The 18,136-nt window shown below is 30.6% G+C and carries 19 protein-coding genes; 2 read left to right on the forward strand and 17 right to left on the reverse strand.

Annotated features, from left to right (window positions below):
- Positions 1 to 155: 155 nt before the first annotated feature.
- The 14 genes from B3086_RS10290 to pta all read right to left on the reverse strand — a co-directional run bounded on the left by B3086_RS10290 (position 156) and on the right by pta (position 13,786).
- Positions 156 to 383, reverse strand: coding sequence for a KH domain-containing protein (locus B3086_RS10290; protein WP_035132761.1), 228 nt, complete (start codon positions 381 to 383; stop codon positions 156 to 158).
- Between the two features lie 29 nt (positions 384 to 412).
- Entirely contained in the window at positions 413 to 655 is a 243-nt protein-coding gene (rpsP, locus tag B3086_RS10295; protein ID WP_035132758.1) for a 30S ribosomal protein S16, read from the reverse strand.
- Positions 656 to 694: 39 nt separating this feature from the next.
- Positions 695 to 2,056, reverse strand: coding sequence for a signal recognition particle protein (gene ffh / locus B3086_RS10300; protein WP_346848356.1), 1,362 nt, complete (start codon positions 2,054 to 2,056; stop codon positions 695 to 697).
- 11 nt (positions 2,057 to 2,067) lie between these two features.
- Entirely contained in the window at positions 2,068 to 2,415 is a 348-nt protein-coding gene (locus B3086_RS10305; protein WP_346848355.1) for a putative DNA-binding protein, read from the reverse strand.
- A 70-nt stretch (positions 2,416 to 2,485) separates the two neighbouring features.
- Positions 2,486 to 3,397: a signal recognition particle-docking protein FtsY gene (ftsY, locus tag B3086_RS10310; RefSeq protein WP_346848354.1), complete on the reverse strand. Its 912-nt coding sequence runs from the start codon at positions 3,395 to 3,397 to the stop codon at positions 2,486 to 2,488.
- Between the two features lie 11 nt (positions 3,398 to 3,408).
- Positions 3,409 to 6,966, reverse strand: a complete 3,558-nt coding sequence (gene smc / locus B3086_RS10315) for a chromosome segregation protein SMC (protein WP_346848353.1) — start codon at positions 6,964 to 6,966, stop codon at positions 3,409 to 3,411.
- Between the two features lie 217 nt (positions 6,967 to 7,183).
- Positions 7,184 to 8,269, reverse strand: a complete 1,086-nt coding sequence (locus tag B3086_RS10320; RefSeq protein WP_346848352.1) for an elongator complex protein 3 — start codon at positions 8,267 to 8,269, stop codon at positions 7,184 to 7,186.
- Positions 8,262 to 8,960, reverse strand: coding sequence for a ribonuclease III (gene rnc / locus B3086_RS10325; protein ID WP_346848351.1), 699 nt, complete (start codon positions 8,958 to 8,960; stop codon positions 8,262 to 8,264). The genes B3086_RS10320 and rnc overlap by 8 nt, the downstream gene beginning before the upstream one ends.
- A gap of 149 nt (positions 8,961 to 9,109) precedes the next feature.
- On the reverse strand, positions 9,110 to 9,340 hold the full coding sequence (gene acpP, locus B3086_RS10330; protein WP_035132743.1) for an acyl carrier protein: 231 nt from the start codon (positions 9,338 to 9,340) through the stop codon (positions 9,110 to 9,112).
- Positions 9,341 to 9,479: 139 nt separating this feature from the next.
- Positions 9,480 to 10,472 carry a phosphate acyltransferase PlsX gene (gene plsX, locus B3086_RS10335; RefSeq protein WP_346848506.1) on the reverse strand — a complete coding sequence of 331 codons (993 nt, stop codon included), beginning with the start codon at positions 10,470 to 10,472 and terminating at the stop codon, positions 9,480 to 9,482.
- A gap of 100 nt (positions 10,473 to 10,572) precedes the next feature.
- The gene (gene rpmF / locus B3086_RS10340; RefSeq protein WP_035132741.1) at positions 10,573 to 10,755 is read right to left on the reverse strand and encodes a 50S ribosomal protein L32; all 183 of its coding nucleotides are present in this window, start codon (positions 10,753 to 10,755) and stop codon (positions 10,573 to 10,575) included.
- Positions 10,756 to 10,757: 2 nt separating this feature from the next.
- Complete coding sequence (locus B3086_RS10345; protein WP_346848350.1) at positions 10,758 to 11,258, reverse strand: DUF177 domain-containing protein; 501 nt, start codon at positions 11,256 to 11,258, stop codon at positions 10,758 to 10,760.
- A 243-nt stretch (positions 11,259 to 11,501) separates the two neighbouring features.
- The gene (locus tag B3086_RS10350) at positions 11,502 to 12,698 is read right to left on the reverse strand and encodes an acetate/propionate family kinase (RefSeq protein ID WP_150843569.1); all 1,197 of its coding nucleotides are present in this window, start codon (positions 12,696 to 12,698) and stop codon (positions 11,502 to 11,504) included.
- Positions 12,699 to 12,784: 86 nt separating this feature from the next.
- The gene (pta, locus tag B3086_RS10355; protein ID WP_346848349.1) at positions 12,785 to 13,786 is read right to left on the reverse strand and encodes a phosphate acetyltransferase; all 1,002 of its coding nucleotides are present in this window, start codon (positions 13,784 to 13,786) and stop codon (positions 12,785 to 12,787) included.
- Positions 13,787 to 13,963: 177 nt separating this feature from the next.
- Between pta and B3086_RS10360 the strand changes: the two genes are divergently transcribed.
- Both B3086_RS10360 and ylbJ read left to right on the forward strand, forming a co-directional pair.
- Entirely contained in the window at positions 13,964 to 15,184 is a 1,221-nt protein-coding gene (locus B3086_RS10360; RefSeq protein ID WP_346848348.1) for a nucleotidyltransferase, read from the forward strand.
- 167 nt (positions 15,185 to 15,351) lie between these two features.
- Positions 15,352 to 16,530 (forward strand): sporulation integral membrane protein YlbJ, encoded by a 1,179-nt coding sequence (gene ylbJ, locus B3086_RS10365; RefSeq protein ID WP_346848347.1) that lies wholly within the window; start codon positions 15,352 to 15,354, stop codon positions 16,528 to 16,530.
- Here ylbJ and B3086_RS10370 read toward each other — a convergent pair.
- From B3086_RS10370 to rsmD, 3 genes are read right to left on the reverse strand one after another with little or no spacing between them, the layout of a single operon-like run.
- Positions 16,527 to 17,078: an ATP synthase F0 subunit B gene (locus tag B3086_RS10370; RefSeq protein ID WP_035132729.1), complete on the reverse strand. Its 552-nt coding sequence runs from the start codon at positions 17,076 to 17,078 to the stop codon at positions 16,527 to 16,529. The two genes, ylbJ and B3086_RS10370, sit on opposite strands and share 4 nt — an antisense overlap.
- Positions 17,078 to 17,572, reverse strand: coding sequence for a pantetheine-phosphate adenylyltransferase (gene coaD / locus B3086_RS10375; protein WP_035132727.1), 495 nt, complete (start codon positions 17,570 to 17,572; stop codon positions 17,078 to 17,080). The genes B3086_RS10370 and coaD overlap by 1 nt, the downstream gene beginning before the upstream one ends.
- Before the next feature lie 3 nt (positions 17,573 to 17,575).
- Entirely contained in the window at positions 17,576 to 18,130 is a 555-nt protein-coding gene (gene rsmD / locus B3086_RS10380; RefSeq protein WP_035132725.1) for a 16S rRNA (guanine(966)-N(2))-methyltransferase RsmD, read from the reverse strand.
- Positions 18,131 to 18,136 lie beyond the last annotated feature (6 nt).

The following is an 18,136-nucleotide window of genomic DNA, read 5'->3' on the forward strand; positions in this document are numbered from 1 at the left end:
TCCTTATTCTTAAGTCGGCAGTTAAGAGCTACTACGTCCCTGGATAACGATTTCTAACCTTCAAAGAAGCTAAGAACTCTGTTTATTATAATAATTCTTTGTAATTCTTGTCAACTACAATATATAAAAAAATAAGAGCTAGGTATTCCTAACTCTTATATTATTTCTACAACAACTCTTTTATTTTCTTTAATCGCTGCTGCTTTAACAACAGTTCTAATAGACTTAGCTATTCTTCCCTGTTTTCCAATTACTTTCCCCATATCTTCTTCAGCAACCTTTAATTCTAAAATTATAGAATGCTCTCCAGCAATTTCATTTACTTGCACTGAATCAGGGTTATCAACTAATGACCTTGCAATAATTGTAAGTAATTCTTTCATGGATTGCGCCTCCAATCAATTAAACTTTCCTATTTTATTCCCGCATTGTTGAAAAGTCTTTTAACTGTGTCTGTTGGTTGAGCTCCATTTTTTACCCATTTAACTGCTTTCTCTTCATCGATTTTAACAGTTACTGGCTCTGTAGTTGGATTGTAGTATCCAATCTCTTCAACAAATCTTCCATCTCTTGGAGATCTTGAATCAGCAACAACTATTCTATAGAAAGGAGCTTTTTTAGCACCCATTCTTCTTAATCTTATTTTTACTGCCATTATATTTTCACCTCCTTCAAAGGTTATGTGTATTTGAACTTAGAAAGGTAATTTTCCAAACAAGCCTTTTTTACCAAATTTACCAGCCTTGCCTCCCATGCCCTTCATCTGTTTCATCATTTTTTTCATCATCTCGAAGTCTTTTAAAAGTTTATTTACTGCTTGAATAGTTGAACCTGAACCATCTGCAATTCTCTTCTTTCTAGATGGAGAAGAAGACACTATGCTTGGATTTTTTCTTTCCTTTGTAGTCATGGAATGTATTATTGCTTCCATGCTGCCCATATTTTTCTCACTTTGTGAAAAATCTACACCCTTTAATTCCTTTGCATTAAAGCCTGGAATCATTTCAACCAACTTGCCCATAGGTCCTAAATTTTTCATTTGATTCATAGTCTCTAAAAAGTCCTCAAGATTGAATTCTTGATTCATCATTCTGTTACCGAGTTCTGTAGCTTTCTTCTCATCGATAGCTGATTGAGCTTTCTCAATTAAAGAAAGTACATCTCCCATACCAAGTATTCTTGATGCCATTCTCTCTGGGTGGAAGATTTCCAAATCTGTCATCTTCTCTCCCATACCTACATATTTTATAGGTTTTTCAGTGATTGCCTTAATTGATAGTGCAGCACCACCTCTGGTATCACCATCCAACTTGGTAACGATAACTCCTGTAATATCTAGTGTATTATTAAAGGTTTCAGCTACATTTACTGCATCTTGACCTGTCATAGCATCTACAACTAATAAAATTTCTGATGGATTTATTGAAGCTTTTATATCTTCAAGTTCTCCCATTAGCGCTTCATCTATGTGAAGTCTTCCTGCCGTATCCACGATAACTACATTAGCTCCAATGCTCTTAGCATGTTCAATGGAAGCTTTTGAAATATCTACTGGGCTTTTTTTATCTCCCATAGTGAATACAGGTACATCTATTGACTTTCCTACAACTTGTAGTTGTTTTATAGCTGCTGGTCTATAAACGTCACAGGCTACTAGTAATGGTTTTTTATTGCTTTTTCTAAGATTTAGAGCCAGCTTTCCTGCCATGGTTGTTTTACCTGCACCTTGGAGACCAACTAACATTATCATTGTTATTCCATTGTTGACAAATTCTATTTTCTTTTCAGTGGTTCCCATTAACTCAGTTAATTCTTCATTAACTATTTTAACTACTTGCTGACCTGGTGTTAAACTTTCCATAACTTGATCACCAAGACATTTTTCACTGACAGACTTTACAAAGTTTTTAACAACTTTATAATTTACATCCGCTTCTAAAAGAGCAAGTTTTACTTCTCTCATAGCTTCTTTAATATCTTTCTCTGAAAGCTTACCTTTACCCTTTAGCTTTTTTATGGTCTCTTGTAATTTGGAAGATAGTCCTTCAAAAGCCATATGAAAACCTCCTATACATTCTCTTCTATATCTTTAATTATATGGTCTATTTCTTTTTTTATATTTTCTTCAGAAGTAGTACCTTTTAACCCTTTTAATTTGTTAATAATTTCAGTCTTAGAGTTTTCTATAGCTAAGGTTTTTTTCATTAAGTGAAGTTTACTTTCATACTCTTCTAAAAGATTACCACATCTTTTAATTAAGTCATGAATTGCTTGCCTACTAGTATTATTAACTTCTGCTATTTCTGATAGAGATAAGTCATTATTATAATATAAATCCATAATATCTCTTTGTTTATCAGTAAGTAATGAGTTATAAAAATCTAGTAAAATTGATATTTCAACTCTTTTTTCCATATAATCACCCAACTCACAAAACTTATATTAACAAATTAATTTTAAGCTGTCAAGTATTTTTACTTAACAGTTAAAATAAAGCTTCTACAAAATCTCTAGAATTAAATTCTTGAAGATCATCTATACCTTCCCCTACTCCTATATATCTAACTGGAATATTTAAAGTATGTTTTATAGAGATAACTATACCACCCTTAGCTGTACCATCTAGCTTTGTTAGAATTATACCATCTATAGGACATACCTCCATAAATTGTTTTGCTTGAATAACTGCATTTTGTCCAGTAGTAGCATCTAAAACTAGTAAAGTTTCCTTTTTAGCTTCTCCATACTCTCTATCGATAACTCTATTAATCTTTCCAAGTTCATCCATAAGATTTTTCTTATTATGAAGTCTACCTGCAGTATCACAAATTAACACATCAACTTTTCTAGCCTTTGCAGCCTGTACTGCATCGTATATAACAGCTGCTGGATCTGAACCCTCTTGATGTTTTATCAGATCCACATTAGCTCTATTACTCCAAACTTCTAATTGATCTATAGCTGCCGCTCTAAAAGTATCTGCTGCTGCTAATAAAACCTTATAATTATTATTTTTTATTCTAGCAGCCATTTTTCCAATTGATGTAGTTTTTCCTACTCCATTAACACCAATGACTAATCTTACTTCTGGTGTTGATTCAGGTATTATTGAGGTTTCATAGTCTCCTAGCATATCCATAATTATAGATTTCATAGCTGGAAGTATTTCTTCAGTATCATTGATTCTTTCAGAAACAACCTTTTTTCTAAGCCTTTCAATAATTTCTACTGAGGTTTCTACCCCTATATCGCTAGTTATTAATACTTCTTCTAGTTCTTCATATAAATCATCATCTATTGTAACTGCAAGTTTTAATACTTGAGTCACTGCATCATTTATAGTATTTCTAGTTTTGCTAAGCCCCTGTTTTAACTTATCAAAAAATCCTCCAAACATATTAATCCTCCTTATTCCTTATTAAATTCCATGGATACTACCTTAGATACACCCTTTTCTTCCATAGTAACTCCATAAATCATATCACTGGTTTCCATGGTTCCTTTTCTGTGAGTTATTACTATGAATTGTATGTTTTCAGAGAATTTTTTTAAAAATTCTCCATATCTAAGTACATTAGCATCATCTAACGCAGCCTCAATCTCATCTAGTATACAGAATGGAGTTGGCTTCATCTTTAGTATTGCAAATAGTAGTGCAATGGCTGATAAAACCTTCTCTCCTCCTGAAAGTAGATTTATATTTTGAAGTTTTTTTCCTGGTGGCTCTACATCTATTTCAATCTTACAGGTTAGCTCATCATCACCTTGAAGACTTAAATCAGCACTTCCACCCTTAAATAACTCCTTAAAAGTATCATTGAAGTAAATCCTGAGCTGCTTAAAATTCTCCATAAACACATCTCTCATCTTTTCAGTTATCTCGCCTATGAATTCAATTATTTCTTCCTTAGACTTAACTAAATCTTCCCTCTGTGTGCTCATAAAAGTATACTTTTCATTTACTTCTTTAAATTCTTCTATGGCTCCTAGGTTAACTACTCCAAGAGCAGTTATTCTCTTTTTCAATTCTGCAACTTCATTCTTTAATATAGCTATATCATAACCCTCTAGTTTAAAACTTAATCCTTCTGCAAAGGTAAGATTATACTCTTCATTAAGCTTTTTCAATAGAACTTCTTCTTCTGATTCAATTTTAGCCAAAGAAATCTGATTTTTATGAATTTCTTTTTCTAGTTTATCTAATTGTAAATCAATATCTTCAATTTTTGAAGTTATAACTGGAATTTTATCTTTTATCTTTAACTTTTCTACTTGGGTTTCTTCAAAAAACTGCTCTAACTCTTTAAGTAACTTAATAATTTCCTTAGTATTTTCAGTACTTTTAGATATGTTTATTCTATATTCTTCCTTAGCTAAAGTGGATGTTTCTATATTTTTTAAATTGCTTTCAATTAGCCTTTTCTCAATATCTACTGCCTGGGTCATCCTATCTAATTCTTGAATATTATTACTTATAACTTCTAAAAGCTTTGCTTTATTTATTTTTATAGAGGTTAATTCATCTTTAATGGCATCTATATATAAATTTTTGCCTTTAGTTTTATTGTTATGCTCATCATATTGACCTTCTAATTCAATTACCTTATCTTTAAGCTCAGTTAATTCCTGCTGTGAAAAAGTTAATTTAGCTTTTAAGGCTTTAATTTTCTCCTCTTCCTTACCCAGATTTTCGCTAGCTTTTTGAAGTTCTCTTTTGTTTCTTAGTTCCTCTTCTGTAACCCTTGATATTTCACCCTTAATCTTTGTTATATTAATACTCTCGTAATGTATTTCATCTCTTAAGTTAAGACCTCTATCATCTAGTTCTTTAATCTTAACATTAACTGATGTTATTTCTTCATTTTTAAGAGCAACTACTCCGTGACTTTCTTCTACTTCCTCAGTTAATTTTTCAATTTCTCTCTTTCTACCAATTACGTTAGCATTTTTAGAATAACTTCCTCCCGTTAGTGATCCCCCCGGATTAAAGACTTCTCCATCTAAAGTAACAATTCTATATTTATAGCCACAAACTTTAGATATATGCAGTCCATTATCCATAGTATCACATACAAGAGTTTTGCCCAAAACTTGATCGATTACACCCTTAAATTTATCTTCAAATTCTATAAGTTCACTAGCTATGCCTATATATCCCTTAGTATCCCTTACAGTTTTATCTACCAATAGGTTCTTACCCTTTACTATATTTATAGGCATAAAGGTTGCTCTTCCTATTTTACTACTTTTCAAGTAATTAATAAGATTTTTTGCTATGTGTTCATCCTTGGTGACAATATTAGATATGCTAGCTCCCATAGCAATCTCTATAGCTCTTTCAAATCTCTCTGGAACCTTTATTATATCTCCAAGTACATAGCAATCCTCATTTGCTCTATAATCTTTACTATTCTCTATGTGTTGCATTAGAAGTTTTACAGATCTATTGTATCCTTCATAGGAATTCTCTAAAGTTACCAAAGCATTTAGCCTAGCTTCTTTATTTCCTTGCTCTCTCAATATTTCTTTTAATTTTTTTTCTAAGATCTCTAAGTCATGCTTACACTTAGATAGTTTTTTTCTATTTTCCTTAACTTCCTCTTCATATTTCTCAATACTAATACTAGCCTTATTCTCTTCTTCTATTAAATGATTCTTAGTCTTGTTATTTATTAATATAGAATTTTTAAAAGTTTGAACATCTAATATTAAATTTTCTACATTTCCACTACTAATTTCGATATTATTTTTTAAAATATCTATTTCGCTAGTTTTAGAATTAATATTATTATAATACTTGAATTTTATCTCTTCTAATTCCTTCAATTTATTATTATCACTAGTCACACTATTTAATACATTTGTTAATTCTAATTGTTTTTTTTCTATTTTATTATTTATGTCTAATTCTTCTTCTTTTAAGGCAGCAATACTCTTTCTTTGGTTTTCTATTTTCAAATACGACTCTTCAAGATATTGATTTTTTTGCAGTATTTCACTGTTTAATCTATTTATACTGTCTTCTAAATGTAATATTTTTTCTTCAAAGAGTTTAACTTCTCCAATTACTCCTTGATGTTTATTTTGACTTTCATAATAAATCTTTTTCTTTTCTTCTAAAATATTATTTAAAGCTTCTAGCTCTTCATTATTATTTTCATAAGCTAGTTTTAATTCATATTTTTCTTTCTTCAAGGTTTCTATATCTGTAGTTACAGCATTTATTGTGTTGTTGTATCTATCTATGTTAATTTTAGTTTTTTCCAAAAAATCTATGATTATATTAACTTCCTTTACTTTTATCTCTTTAGAAGCTTCTAAAAATATTTTGGCTTTTTCACAATCTTCTTCTAAGGATGGAAGCCTTTCTTCATAGGTAGAAATAATATCATTTATTCTAATAAGATTTTGCTCCGTGTTATCTAGTTTCTTCTCAGCCTCTTCTTTTCTTGTTTTATATTTTACTATACCTGCGGCCTCTTCTAATAACTTTCTTCTATCCTCTGACTTAGCACTTAAGATTGCATCAATTTTACCTTGTCCTATTAATGAATATCCTTCCTTACCTATACCTGTATCCATAAATAAAGCTTGTACATCTTTTAATCTACACACAGTATTATTTATTAAATACTCACTTTCACCTGATCTATATAATCTTCTTGCAACGGTTACCTGAGAATAGGCTATATCTAAGTCAGAATCGCTATTATCTAAAGTAAGAGAAACTTGAGCAAGCCCTACAGGTTTTCTATATTGAGTACCTGCAAAGATTACATCTTCCATTTTATCTCCTCTAAGATTCCTAATACTTTGTTCACCCAGCACCCACCTTACAGCATCTGAGATATTACTTTTTCCACTTCCATTGGGACCTACAACTACAGTTACACCTTTTTTAAATGTAAGCTCTGTCTTATCTGCAAAGGATTTGAATCCTCTTATTTCGATAGATTTTAAGAACATCTATTCACACTCCTAAGCTCCTAAGATTATAGGTAAAATAAGTACTGCAGCCATAGCAATGCATATACAAGTAGTTATTATTTTTATATACTTTTCTCTTTTCTTCTTAGTCATCCTCATAAAATCCACTCCTAACTTTAATTTAAAGAAGATATCCTATAATCTTACTAGGATACTTTAAAATATATATTTACTTTAGCCTATATAATCAAAAGTTTTATTGATATTTAAGTTTTAAATAATCCTTCTGATTAATTATATCTAACTTTGTACCATTATAAAACCCTATGGAAGACTTTCCTATATTTCTTTCTTGAGTTACAAAAATTTCTTTACTCTTTAATTTTTTTAGAAGCAGATTAAAATATTGCTTTTTATTAGAATAAAGCTTAGATATATCTTTAGGGTTTATATATATTTTGAACTTATCCATTTCTTTATCTTTATAGTAATCATAAATCATATCACAGTAGACACTACTCTCCACCAGCTCTCTAAAAGCAGGATGAAAAGGTCCATCTACCACATCTCCATCAGCACTAATCTCCTCTGTAGGTTGAAGTCCAATTCGGATAACCTTTATATCATTACCCTCCATCATTCCATAGACTATCTTACTTATATCTACAGCTTCCTCTAAAGTATATGGTTTATATAAGCCTTCCCTTAAGAGCTTTTCCATAGGAGTTTCCTTAATAACTAGGGATGGGTATATCCTACAGATATCTGGATTCATAGAAATACTTTTTCTTGTAGTTTCAATATCCTTCTCTCTTGTATCTCCTGGGAGTCCTAGCATAATTTGATGCCCTAAGGTAAATCCATATTCTTTTATTAATTTCGACGCCTTCTCCACATCTTCTGAACTATGCCCTCTTCCTGATTTATGTAAAACTTCTTCATCTAAGGATTGAACTCCTAATTCTATAATATCTACATCAAAACTTTTTAGGTGGTCTAAAATCTCTTGGTCTATATAATCTGGTCTTGTGGACAATCTTATAAATTTAATCTTTCCTATTTTTTTATAGTTTTGAGCTACTGATAATAGGTCTCTTTGGATGCACATATTAATTCCTGTAAAAGTACCACCGAAAAATGATACCTCAATTATAGCATCACTACTATCTATAGTTTCTAAATAGTCCTCTATGGTTTTTTTTACATAAGCACCATCTACATTTCCTGCGCTACCTGCTGACCCTGCATCTCCTGTAATACTATCCTGATTACAAAACACACAAGTATGAGGACATCCTATATGAGGCACAAATATAGGTATAATATAATGATTTTTACTCACTAATATCACCCCTCTTAATTAAAACTTCCCTAGCGGCCATTTGTTCAGCTTCTTTCTTACTATACCCTGAGCCACTTCCTTTAGCTTCTCCATTAATCAAAACCTTCACAAAAAATTCTCTTCTATGAGGTGGTCCTTCAAAATTAATAAGAGAATAAGAAATATCTACATCTCCATTCTTTTGTAATATTTCTTGAAGCTTTGTCTTATAGTCTAAAATTATCTCATTTTTAACTGCTTTAATAATAATTGAGTTAAAGTTTTTAAGGACAAATTCCTTAGTTACTAAAAGTCCTTCATCTAAGTATACTGCAGCAATAATAGCTTCTACAGCATCAGCTAAAATTGATACTCTAGTTCTACCACCGGTTAATTCTTCACCTTTACTCATATAAATGTATTTTCCTAGTTCCCACTTCTTAGCTATTTCAAATAAAGAATTTTCACATACAATTAAAGCTCTTACCTTAGTAAGGTATCCTTCTGTTTCATTTATGTGATTAGTAAATAAATATTCAGATATAATTAATTCTAAAACTGTATCTCCTAAAAACTCTAATCGTTCATTGAAGGCAGCGTTTCTTTCATTAGCGTAAGAACTATGAGTTATTGCTGTTTGTAATAAAGTTAAATCTTTAAAGTCAATACCTAATTTATTTTTTAATTCTAATGTACTTTTTAATATTTTCATCTTTTTACCTCTTTCGCCAAGGTTTATTCTTCAATTTATCTAAATAACCTACTAACTTAATATTATTATTCAAGTAAATAAACTCAAGTGGATAAATTCAAGAATAAATCTAAAAATAAGGTTCCGCATTTCTACGGAACCTGCTGATATTATTCTTCTACTCGTGCTTTTATGTAGTCAACTACATCTCCAACACTAGTTATTTTTTCTGCATCTTCATCAGGGATTTCCATGTCAAATTCCTCTTCAAGGGCCATAATTAACTCAACTAAGTCCAATGAGTCTGCTCCTAAATCATCAACAAATCCAGAGTCCATAGTTATATCATTTTCATCTATGCTTAGTTGCTCCGCGATTTTTGCTCTTATCTTTTCAAACATTTTATATACCTCCTAAAAATTCAATATAATATCACTATTTAATATAATAGCATATTGGATAATAATCAACTGTTTATTTTCAAATACTATATTATAATATACTAAACCTACAAAATTTTATTCACTTATTTTAATTTTTTTATTTTTCTTCTTTAAAAGCATCTTTAACTTTATCTAATACTTTTGTATCATAATAGGTTTTAGAAAGTTTAATTGCATTTTTTAAAGCCTTGGCATCGGAGCTTCCATGAGCTTTTATGCAAATACCATCAACCCCTAAAAATGCAGCTCCACCGTATTCTTTATAGTCATAGTGCTTTTTAAATCTCTTAAATACAGGCTTTAATAATAGTCCACCTATTTTTGTTGTTGCGGAACTCATTATTTCATTTTTAAGCTCACTTAGAATGGTTTCTGCAACGCCTTCATACATCTTTAATACGGTATTCCCTACAAAACCATCACATACAAGGACATTTACCTCTCCTTTAGGAATTTCTCTCGGCTCTACATTTCCTATAAAATTTAAATTCTCTTGTTTTAAAAGTTGATAAGCTTCCTTGGTTAATTCATTTCCCTTTTCTTCCTCTGATCCTATATTTATAAGACCTACAGTAGGATTTTCAACAGATAATACACTTTCAAAGTATACCTTACCCATTTGAGCAAACTGAGTTAAATAATGGGGTTTACAATCTGCATTAGCTCCTACATCTATTATCATAAATGGACCATTTTTACCTGGCATAACTGGTGCTAGTGCTGGTCTGCTTATCCCTTTAATCCTCTTTACAATAAGAGTACAGCCCGCTAAGAAGGCTCCTGTACTTCCAGCAGATACAATGGCATCTGCTTCCTTATTCTTAACTAATTCTAAAGCTTTAACAAGAGATGAATCCTTCTTAGTCTTTAGAGCTTTTACTGGTGCTTCATTAGTTGAAATAATTTCAGTAGTATTTAAAATAGTTATTCTTCCTTTGGTATATTCATATTTTTCTAATTCTTTTTTTATAAGATCTTCTTGACCTGTAATTATTATATCTATATCATATTCTTTTTGTGCAAGAACACAACCTTCTACTATAGCTTCAGGTGAATTATCTCCACCCATTCCATCAACTACAACCTTCATAGTAACTCCTTTCATAATTTTAAAATATTTAAATACATTATATATTTTTTTCATTTAAATTTCCACATAAAAATAAAAAGAAAGTCTATCGACTTTCTTCTTATTCCTCAGTTGAAACAACTTCTCTATTCTTGTAGTAACCACAGTTCTTACAAACTCTGTGAGCAAGCTTCATTTCGTGGCATTGAGGACACTCTACTATTCCTGGTAAACCAAGTTTAAAAGTTTGAGCTCTTCTTGAATCTCTTCTTGCTTTTGAAAATTTTCTAGCTGGATTTCCCATTATTACACCTCCTTATGGTTAGAAAACATTTGTGATAGCTTTTCAAGTCTAGGGTCTACATAAAAATCAGTACAAGAACATTGTCCTAAATTTAAATCTTTCCCACAAGTCTGGCATAAGCCTTTGCAATCCTCTTTACATAACCTTTTAACAGGTAATTCAAGGAGAATACTGTTTTCAATAATTTCATAAATATCTATATTCTCAGTATTGGTTGAGATAATCTCACAATCATCAGTGTTTGATATTTCTTCTTCTATGTGCACCTTAACTTCATAAGAAAAAGCTTTTGCACATCTAGAACAATTTAATAATACTTCAGTATCTACGTCACCAATAAGTTCTATAACTTCCTTTTTGCGACGCAAAAACCCATTAAACTTAATAGGCTTGGAGTATTTTACCATTTCACTACCATCGTAAAACTTATCTTTCTCAATTTCGATATCTATATTCTTTCTCTCATAGTTCTTATCATTTAAATCTTTAAAGTTTATAATCATAACAACACTCTGAAAAAACATAATATACCTGTTTTTCCTCATATAACTAAGACTAGTTATATATAATGCAAAATGCATAGCTTGAGTAAAGCTCCAACTTCCCTCCTTAAGTTAATTAAATATATCATTCAAACACAAGTTATTATATAAATTATACCGATAAAAGTCAAGGTAATTTACACATGTATATTTTTTCCTTAAGATAAAAAGCTAATTTTTTACTCAAGCACATAAATATTTTTACTATTTTGAAGTAAGTTCTTTAGTATCTCTTGCTATTACTAACTCTTCATTTGTAGGAATAACAAATACTTTTACTTTAGCTCCATCTTTGCTTACTTCTGTAGATTTTCCTCTAACATTATTCTTAGCATCATCTATTTCAATACCTAAGAATTCTAAGCCTTTGCAAATTTCTGCTCTAGTTTCTATAGCATTTTCTCCAAGTCCTGCTGTAAATACAACTGCATCTACTCCGCCCATTGCTGCAGCATAAGCACCAATCATTTCTCTTACTCTGTAGTTATATACATTTAAAGCAAGAATAGCTCTTTCATTTCCTTCTTTAGCAGCATCTTCTATGTCTCTAAAGTCACTACTTACTCCTGATAATCCAAGAACTCCTGATTGTTTGTTCATTAAATTATCAACTTCTTTAGCTGTCATTTTTCCTTCATTCATTAAGAATGTAACTATAGCAGGGTCAATGTTTCCACATCTAGTTCCCATTGCTATTCCTTCAAGTGGAGTGAATCCCATACTTGTATCTACACAATGGCCATCTTTTATAGCAGCTAAGCTAGCTCCGTTTCCAAGATGACAAGTGATGATTTTAACATCTTTTATGTCTTTGCCCATTAATTTAGCACATTCTGCTGATACATATTTATGTGATGTTCCGTGGAAACCATATTTTCTTATTCCATACTTAGTGTATAGCTCATATGGTAGTGGGTACATATAAGCAGTTTTTGGCATTGTTTGATGGAATGCTGTATCGAATACTGCAACCATTGGAGTGTTTGGCATTAAGCTCTTGCAAGCATTAATTCCAATTATGTTTGCTGGATTATGAAGTGGTGCAAGTTTTACACACTCTTCTAAACTTTCCATAACTGCATCATCAATTACTACAGATTCTGAATATTTTTCTCCACCATGAACAACTCTGTGTCCTACTGCTGATATTTCATCCATTGAAGAAATAACTCCATGGTTACCATCTACTAATGCATCTAAAACTAATTTTATTGCATCTTTATGGTCAGCCATTGGTTGCTCTATTATATATTTATCTCTTCCTGGAACCTTTTGAGTTAAAATTGAACCTTCAATTCCTATTCTTTCAACTAATCCTTGTGCTAAGCTCTCTTCTGTTTCCATGTTTATTAATTGGTACTTTAATGAAGAACTTCCACAGTTTATTACTAATACTTTCATTCTCATTTCCTCCTGACGCATTTGTAATATATTAATATATCATTATATTAGATTACAATATATTTTTAATTAAATCAATATAATATTTATTTGCTATTTTGCGCTTGCACTGCTGTAATTGCTACAACATTTACTATATCATCTACACTACATCCTCTTGAAAGGTCGTTTATTGGTTTTGCAAACCCTTGACATACTGGACCTATAGCTTCAGCTCCTGCAAATCTTTGAACTAATTTATATCCAATATTTCCTGCTTGTAAATCTGGGAATATTAAAACATTAGAATTTCCTGCTACTGTACTATTTGGTGCTTTAAGACTTGCTACTTTATCAACTATAGCTGCATCTAATTGTAATTCTCCATCTATTGCAAGATCTGGTCTAGCTTCTTTTGCCATTCTTGTAGCTTCAACAACCTTATTTACATTTTCATGTTTAGCACTTCCCATAGTTGAGAAAGATAACATTGCAACCTTTGGATCTATTCCACATAGAGTCTTTGCATTTTCTGCTGTACTTATAGCTATTGATGCAAGCTCTTCTGATGTTGGATTAGGATTAACTGCACAATCTCCAAATAATAGAGTACCATTATCTCCATATGAAGAATTTTCAAGTTCCATAACGAAGAAACTTGAAACAACTTTTATTCCTGGAGCTGTTTTTATAATTTGAAGTCCTGGACGTAATAAATCTCCTGTGCTATGTACTGCTCCTGAAACTAATCCATGGGCATCTTCTAGTTTAACCATCATTGTTCCATAATAAACTGGGTCTTTAACTGTTTGTAATGCTTTTTCCTCTGTAACACCCTTATTTTTTCTAAGTTCATAAAATGCTTTTGCATACTCTGCAGTCTTAGGTGATACTTCAGGATCTACAATTTCAATTCCCTCAATATTTACCCCGAAATTCTTAGCATTTTCCTTAATCTTATCCTGGCTACCTACTAATATAACTTTAGCTATTTTATTTTTATGGATAATTTCTGAAGCCTTTAAATTTCTTTCTTCTTCACCTTCTGGAAGTACTATTGTCTTCATCTCTTGTTGTGCTAATTTCCATACCTTTTGTGTAAAACTCATTTTTTCTTACCCCTTTCAGTAAAAATATTCTAAATATCCCTTATTACTATACCCCTTTTCATATATATTTTTCAACCTCTATATTGAATTTTTTTGACTTAATTTAATAATTAGGCTATGATAATTAACATTTTTTTGATATAATCTATGGTTATATGAGTACAGGAGGTAATTTTAATGAAAATATCAGGAATTATTGTGGAATATAATCCTCTTCACAATGGACACCTTTTTCATATAAATAAAACTAAAGAATTGACTAATAGTGATTTAATTATTGCAGTAATGAGTGGAAACTTTAATCAAAGAGGTATTCCTTCTATAGTAGATAAATGGAAAAAAACATCAATGGCTTTAAATAATGGGGTAGATATTGTTTTAGAACTCCCTGCAATATACAGCCTATCTTCTGCGGAATTCTTTTCTTATGGTTCCGTAAGTCTTCTTAATAGTCTAGGGATAGTAGATTCAATTTGCTTTGGAAGTGAAGCAGGTGATATAGACTTTCTTAAAGAAGTATCTGATCTACTAGTAGAAGAACCTCCTTTATTCAAGTCCTTATTGAAAGAAGATTTAGATAGAGGATTACCTTTTCCAAAGGCTCGTTCTTCAGCTTTAATTCATTATTTAAATAAGAAAAATTACTATAATGAAAAAGACTTAGCTGATTATCTAAATTCTTCTAATAATATTTTAGGTGTTGAATACCTTAAGAGCATAAAAAAACTTCATAGTAATATTGTACCCTATACCATAAAAAGGGAAGGTGGAAATTACAATAGTACCAATTTAAATAATATCTTCTCAAGTGCTACTGCTATTAGAAAATCCTTGAAATCAAATACTTCAATGGAAGAATTAATATCTCATGTTCCTCCTAGTGTTTACGAGGATATGATAGAACTTAAAAATAAAAATTATAATTTTCCCTTTGATTACATGATGTATCCATATATAAAGTATAAGGCTATAACTAGCAAAAATAACTTTTTCGAATCAATTCCGGATGCTTCTGAAGGTCTCCATAATAAGATATTAGCTACCATAAAAGACGCTAAAGATTATGAACATTGTATTGAAATGATAAAAAGTAAACGATATACCTATACTAGAATCAGTAGAATACTATGTCAGTATTTTCTAGGCTTTTATGAATACAATACCTTAGAAATGCGTAAAGAGCCTTGTCCATATGCTCGTATTTTGGGCTTCACTAAACATGGAGCTATGGCATTAAAATCAATGAAGAACAATTCTTCTATACCAATATATTCAAAACTACCAAAGTATATAAACCCTACCTTAAAATTAGATTTACAATGCACTAGTGGCTATAGCATTCTAAATCCTTCCATAAGTGCTATGGAAGATTATCTACAAAGCCCGATTATATTATAAACATAATTCTTCAAGGAACCATACCAAAATAACCTAAATCATTAGATTAATTTTTAGTGAATTGTTTTGGAAGTACCTTGAAGATTTTATTTTACCTATATTTTGTTATCATATATTCCCAAGATAAAAAATATATTTAAGTATATCAATTTAAAAGGATTATTTAAATGAAGGCATTATTTTTTATTGTAATTGCGCTTATTATATTTTTAATATATTTATTATTTAGAAATTCATCAAAAAACCTTCTGCTTACAACAATATTTTCCCTCTTAATTATTTACATCATACTAAATCCTAAAGATTGCATAGCCTTTACTATAAATGGAGCTAAACTGTTTTTTTACTCAGTATTTCCATCACTATTCCCCTTCTTGGTCATAGTTAACTTAATTTTTTCTTTTGGGGGTATAGAAATTTATTCAAAATTTTTAGGTAAGATACTATGTACCCCTTTAAGACTACCAAAGGAGTGTAGTGTAGTTATTTTAGCTAGTTTGTTTTGTGGATATCCTCTTGGGTCCAGATATGCTTGTGAACTCTATGAAAGGAAGGTTATTGATAAACCAACTTTTGAAAGACTTTTAAATATAGCCACCAATGGAAGCCCTCTGTTTATTATAGGTACTGTTGGTACTGCAATGCTCCATAGTGCATTTTTGGGTTATATCCTTCTTATTTCTAATGCTTTATCTTGTATTGTTATGGGGTTAATATTACCTACTAAAAAGACTAATAAATATACTATATATAGTAATTCTTCTGTTGCTGCCACACAGATAAAAGAAAGCCCTAACTTCGGGGTAGCTATGAAAAATGCCCTTGAAGATGCTACCAAAACCTGCTTATCAATAGGTAGTTTTGTAGTTATTTTTTCTGTAATTATAAACATAATAAAAAGCAGTGGAATATATCACACTGCCCTTATTTCTTTATGTAGTTCTGGTATTATTAATTACAATCTACTTGATGGAGTCTTCCTTGGATTTATAGAAATTACAAATGGATGTAACATTGTAGCTATAAGCTCCTTAACTCTAAATATTAAAATTCTTATATGCAGCTTTTTAATAGGTTTTAGTGGGTTATCTATAACTTTCCAAGTATACTCCTTTGTTTACAAATATAAGGTATCAATGAAAAAATATATATTTCTAAAAGTTGTTCAGGGAATAATATGCACCTTGATAACATTGTTATTTTTAAAGCTACCATTTTCTCTAGTTAATCAGGAAACTTTTTTCATAAACAATACTATGCTATCATCTAAACCAGGGTTTTTGGTACTACTAATATTTATATTTTCTATCCCTGTAATATTTAAAAAGTTACGAGATTGTTTTTAGTCATTTCCTAATTCTTTAATATTTTCTCTTACCTTAGATGTAGTGGAAGAAATTTCTTTATATAATTTTACAAGCATTTCTTCCATTTCATTTTGTATAACTTTTAAAGACTCTTCTCCTATAATGTCTATATCCTTTTGTAAATTGCTTAAAGTGCTGTCTGCATAATTCATAACTCCAAATTTTAAATCCTTAGCTTGCTTATTAGCTTCACCTTTAATTTTTTTAGCTTCCTCATTAGCACTTTCTAATATTTCTTCTGCTTCTTTTTTAGCAGCTACTAACACATCACAGTTTTCATATTCTTGTTGTGCTCTTTTTCTACTATCCTGAATAATACGTTCTGCTTCACTTCTTGCTTCGTCTAAAATTATTTCTTTACGATTCATTAAATTTTTAGCTTCTTCAAATTCATCTGGTAGCAATTTTCTCATTTCATTAAGAGTTCTTAAGACTTCTTTTTTATTAATAGATACTTTACCTACTAAATTCTTTGGTGACATGTCAATAGTTTGTTGTAGATAATCTAATAGTTCTAATACCTTCACTATAATTCCCCCTCAAAACTTTTAGCTCTCTCTCTAATTTCATTTTCTAACTCTTTTGGAATTAATCCATCCAAGTGTCCCTTAAATAAAGCCACTTGCTTTATAGCTGATGAGCTAAGATAAGAGTACTTAGAGTTGGTCATCATAAACATAGTTTCTTTTGTTTTATCAAGCTTTTTATTCATTAGTGCCATTTGAAACTCATAATCAAAGTCTGACATAGATCTAAGTCCCTTAACCATTACATCACTGTCTTCTGCTTCCATAAAATCCACTAAAAGACCTGTAAAACTTTTTACTTTTACATTTGGTAAGGCTTTAACCACTCTCTCAATTTGATCAATTCTTTCTTCAATGCTAAACCATCCACTTTTGTTAGGATTTAGTAATACAGCTACTGTAACCTGATCAAATACGTATGAACATCTTTTTATAATATCTAAGTGACCATTTGTTATTGGGTCAAAACTGCCTGGATAAACTGCTTTAATCATTTTTTACTCCTTAAATTCATAGAAACATACAGTGGTGTTTCCGTATTTTCTTTGGTCTATTAAAACAATGTCTTCATAACCTTCACAAATTTCTTCACCTGAATCTATTTTCGTTACAATCAAGCCATCTCTTTGTAGTAAATTATGTTTTTTAATAAGTTCTAGAGCTGGTGGAATCATATCTTTTGCATAAGGTGGGTCTATAAATATTAAATCAAATACCTTTCCTATTCTCCCAAACTCCTCTAAGTATTTGTATGAATCACCTTTATAAGATGTACAGAAATCTTCAAATTTTAAATTTTTAATATTTTCTTTTAAATATTTATAAGTTACGTCTCCCATGTCTATTAAATGACACTCTTTAGCTCCTCTACTTGCAGCCTCTAGACCTAGGCTTCCTGTACCAGAAAATTGATCTAAAACTATACTGCCTCTTACTTTATTTTGTATTATGCTGAAAATTGATTCTTTAACTCTATCTAGAGTAGGTCTAGTGCCCATCCCCTCTGGTGATAGTAACTTTCTTCCTTTAGCTTTTCCTGCAATTACTCTCATTTTTAT

Source organism: Clostridium sp. UBA871, from assembly GCF_002295255.1.
In the GTDB taxonomy this organism is placed as follows: Bacteria; Bacillota; Clostridia; order Clostridiales; family Clostridiaceae; genus Clostridium_J; species Clostridium_J sulfidigenes.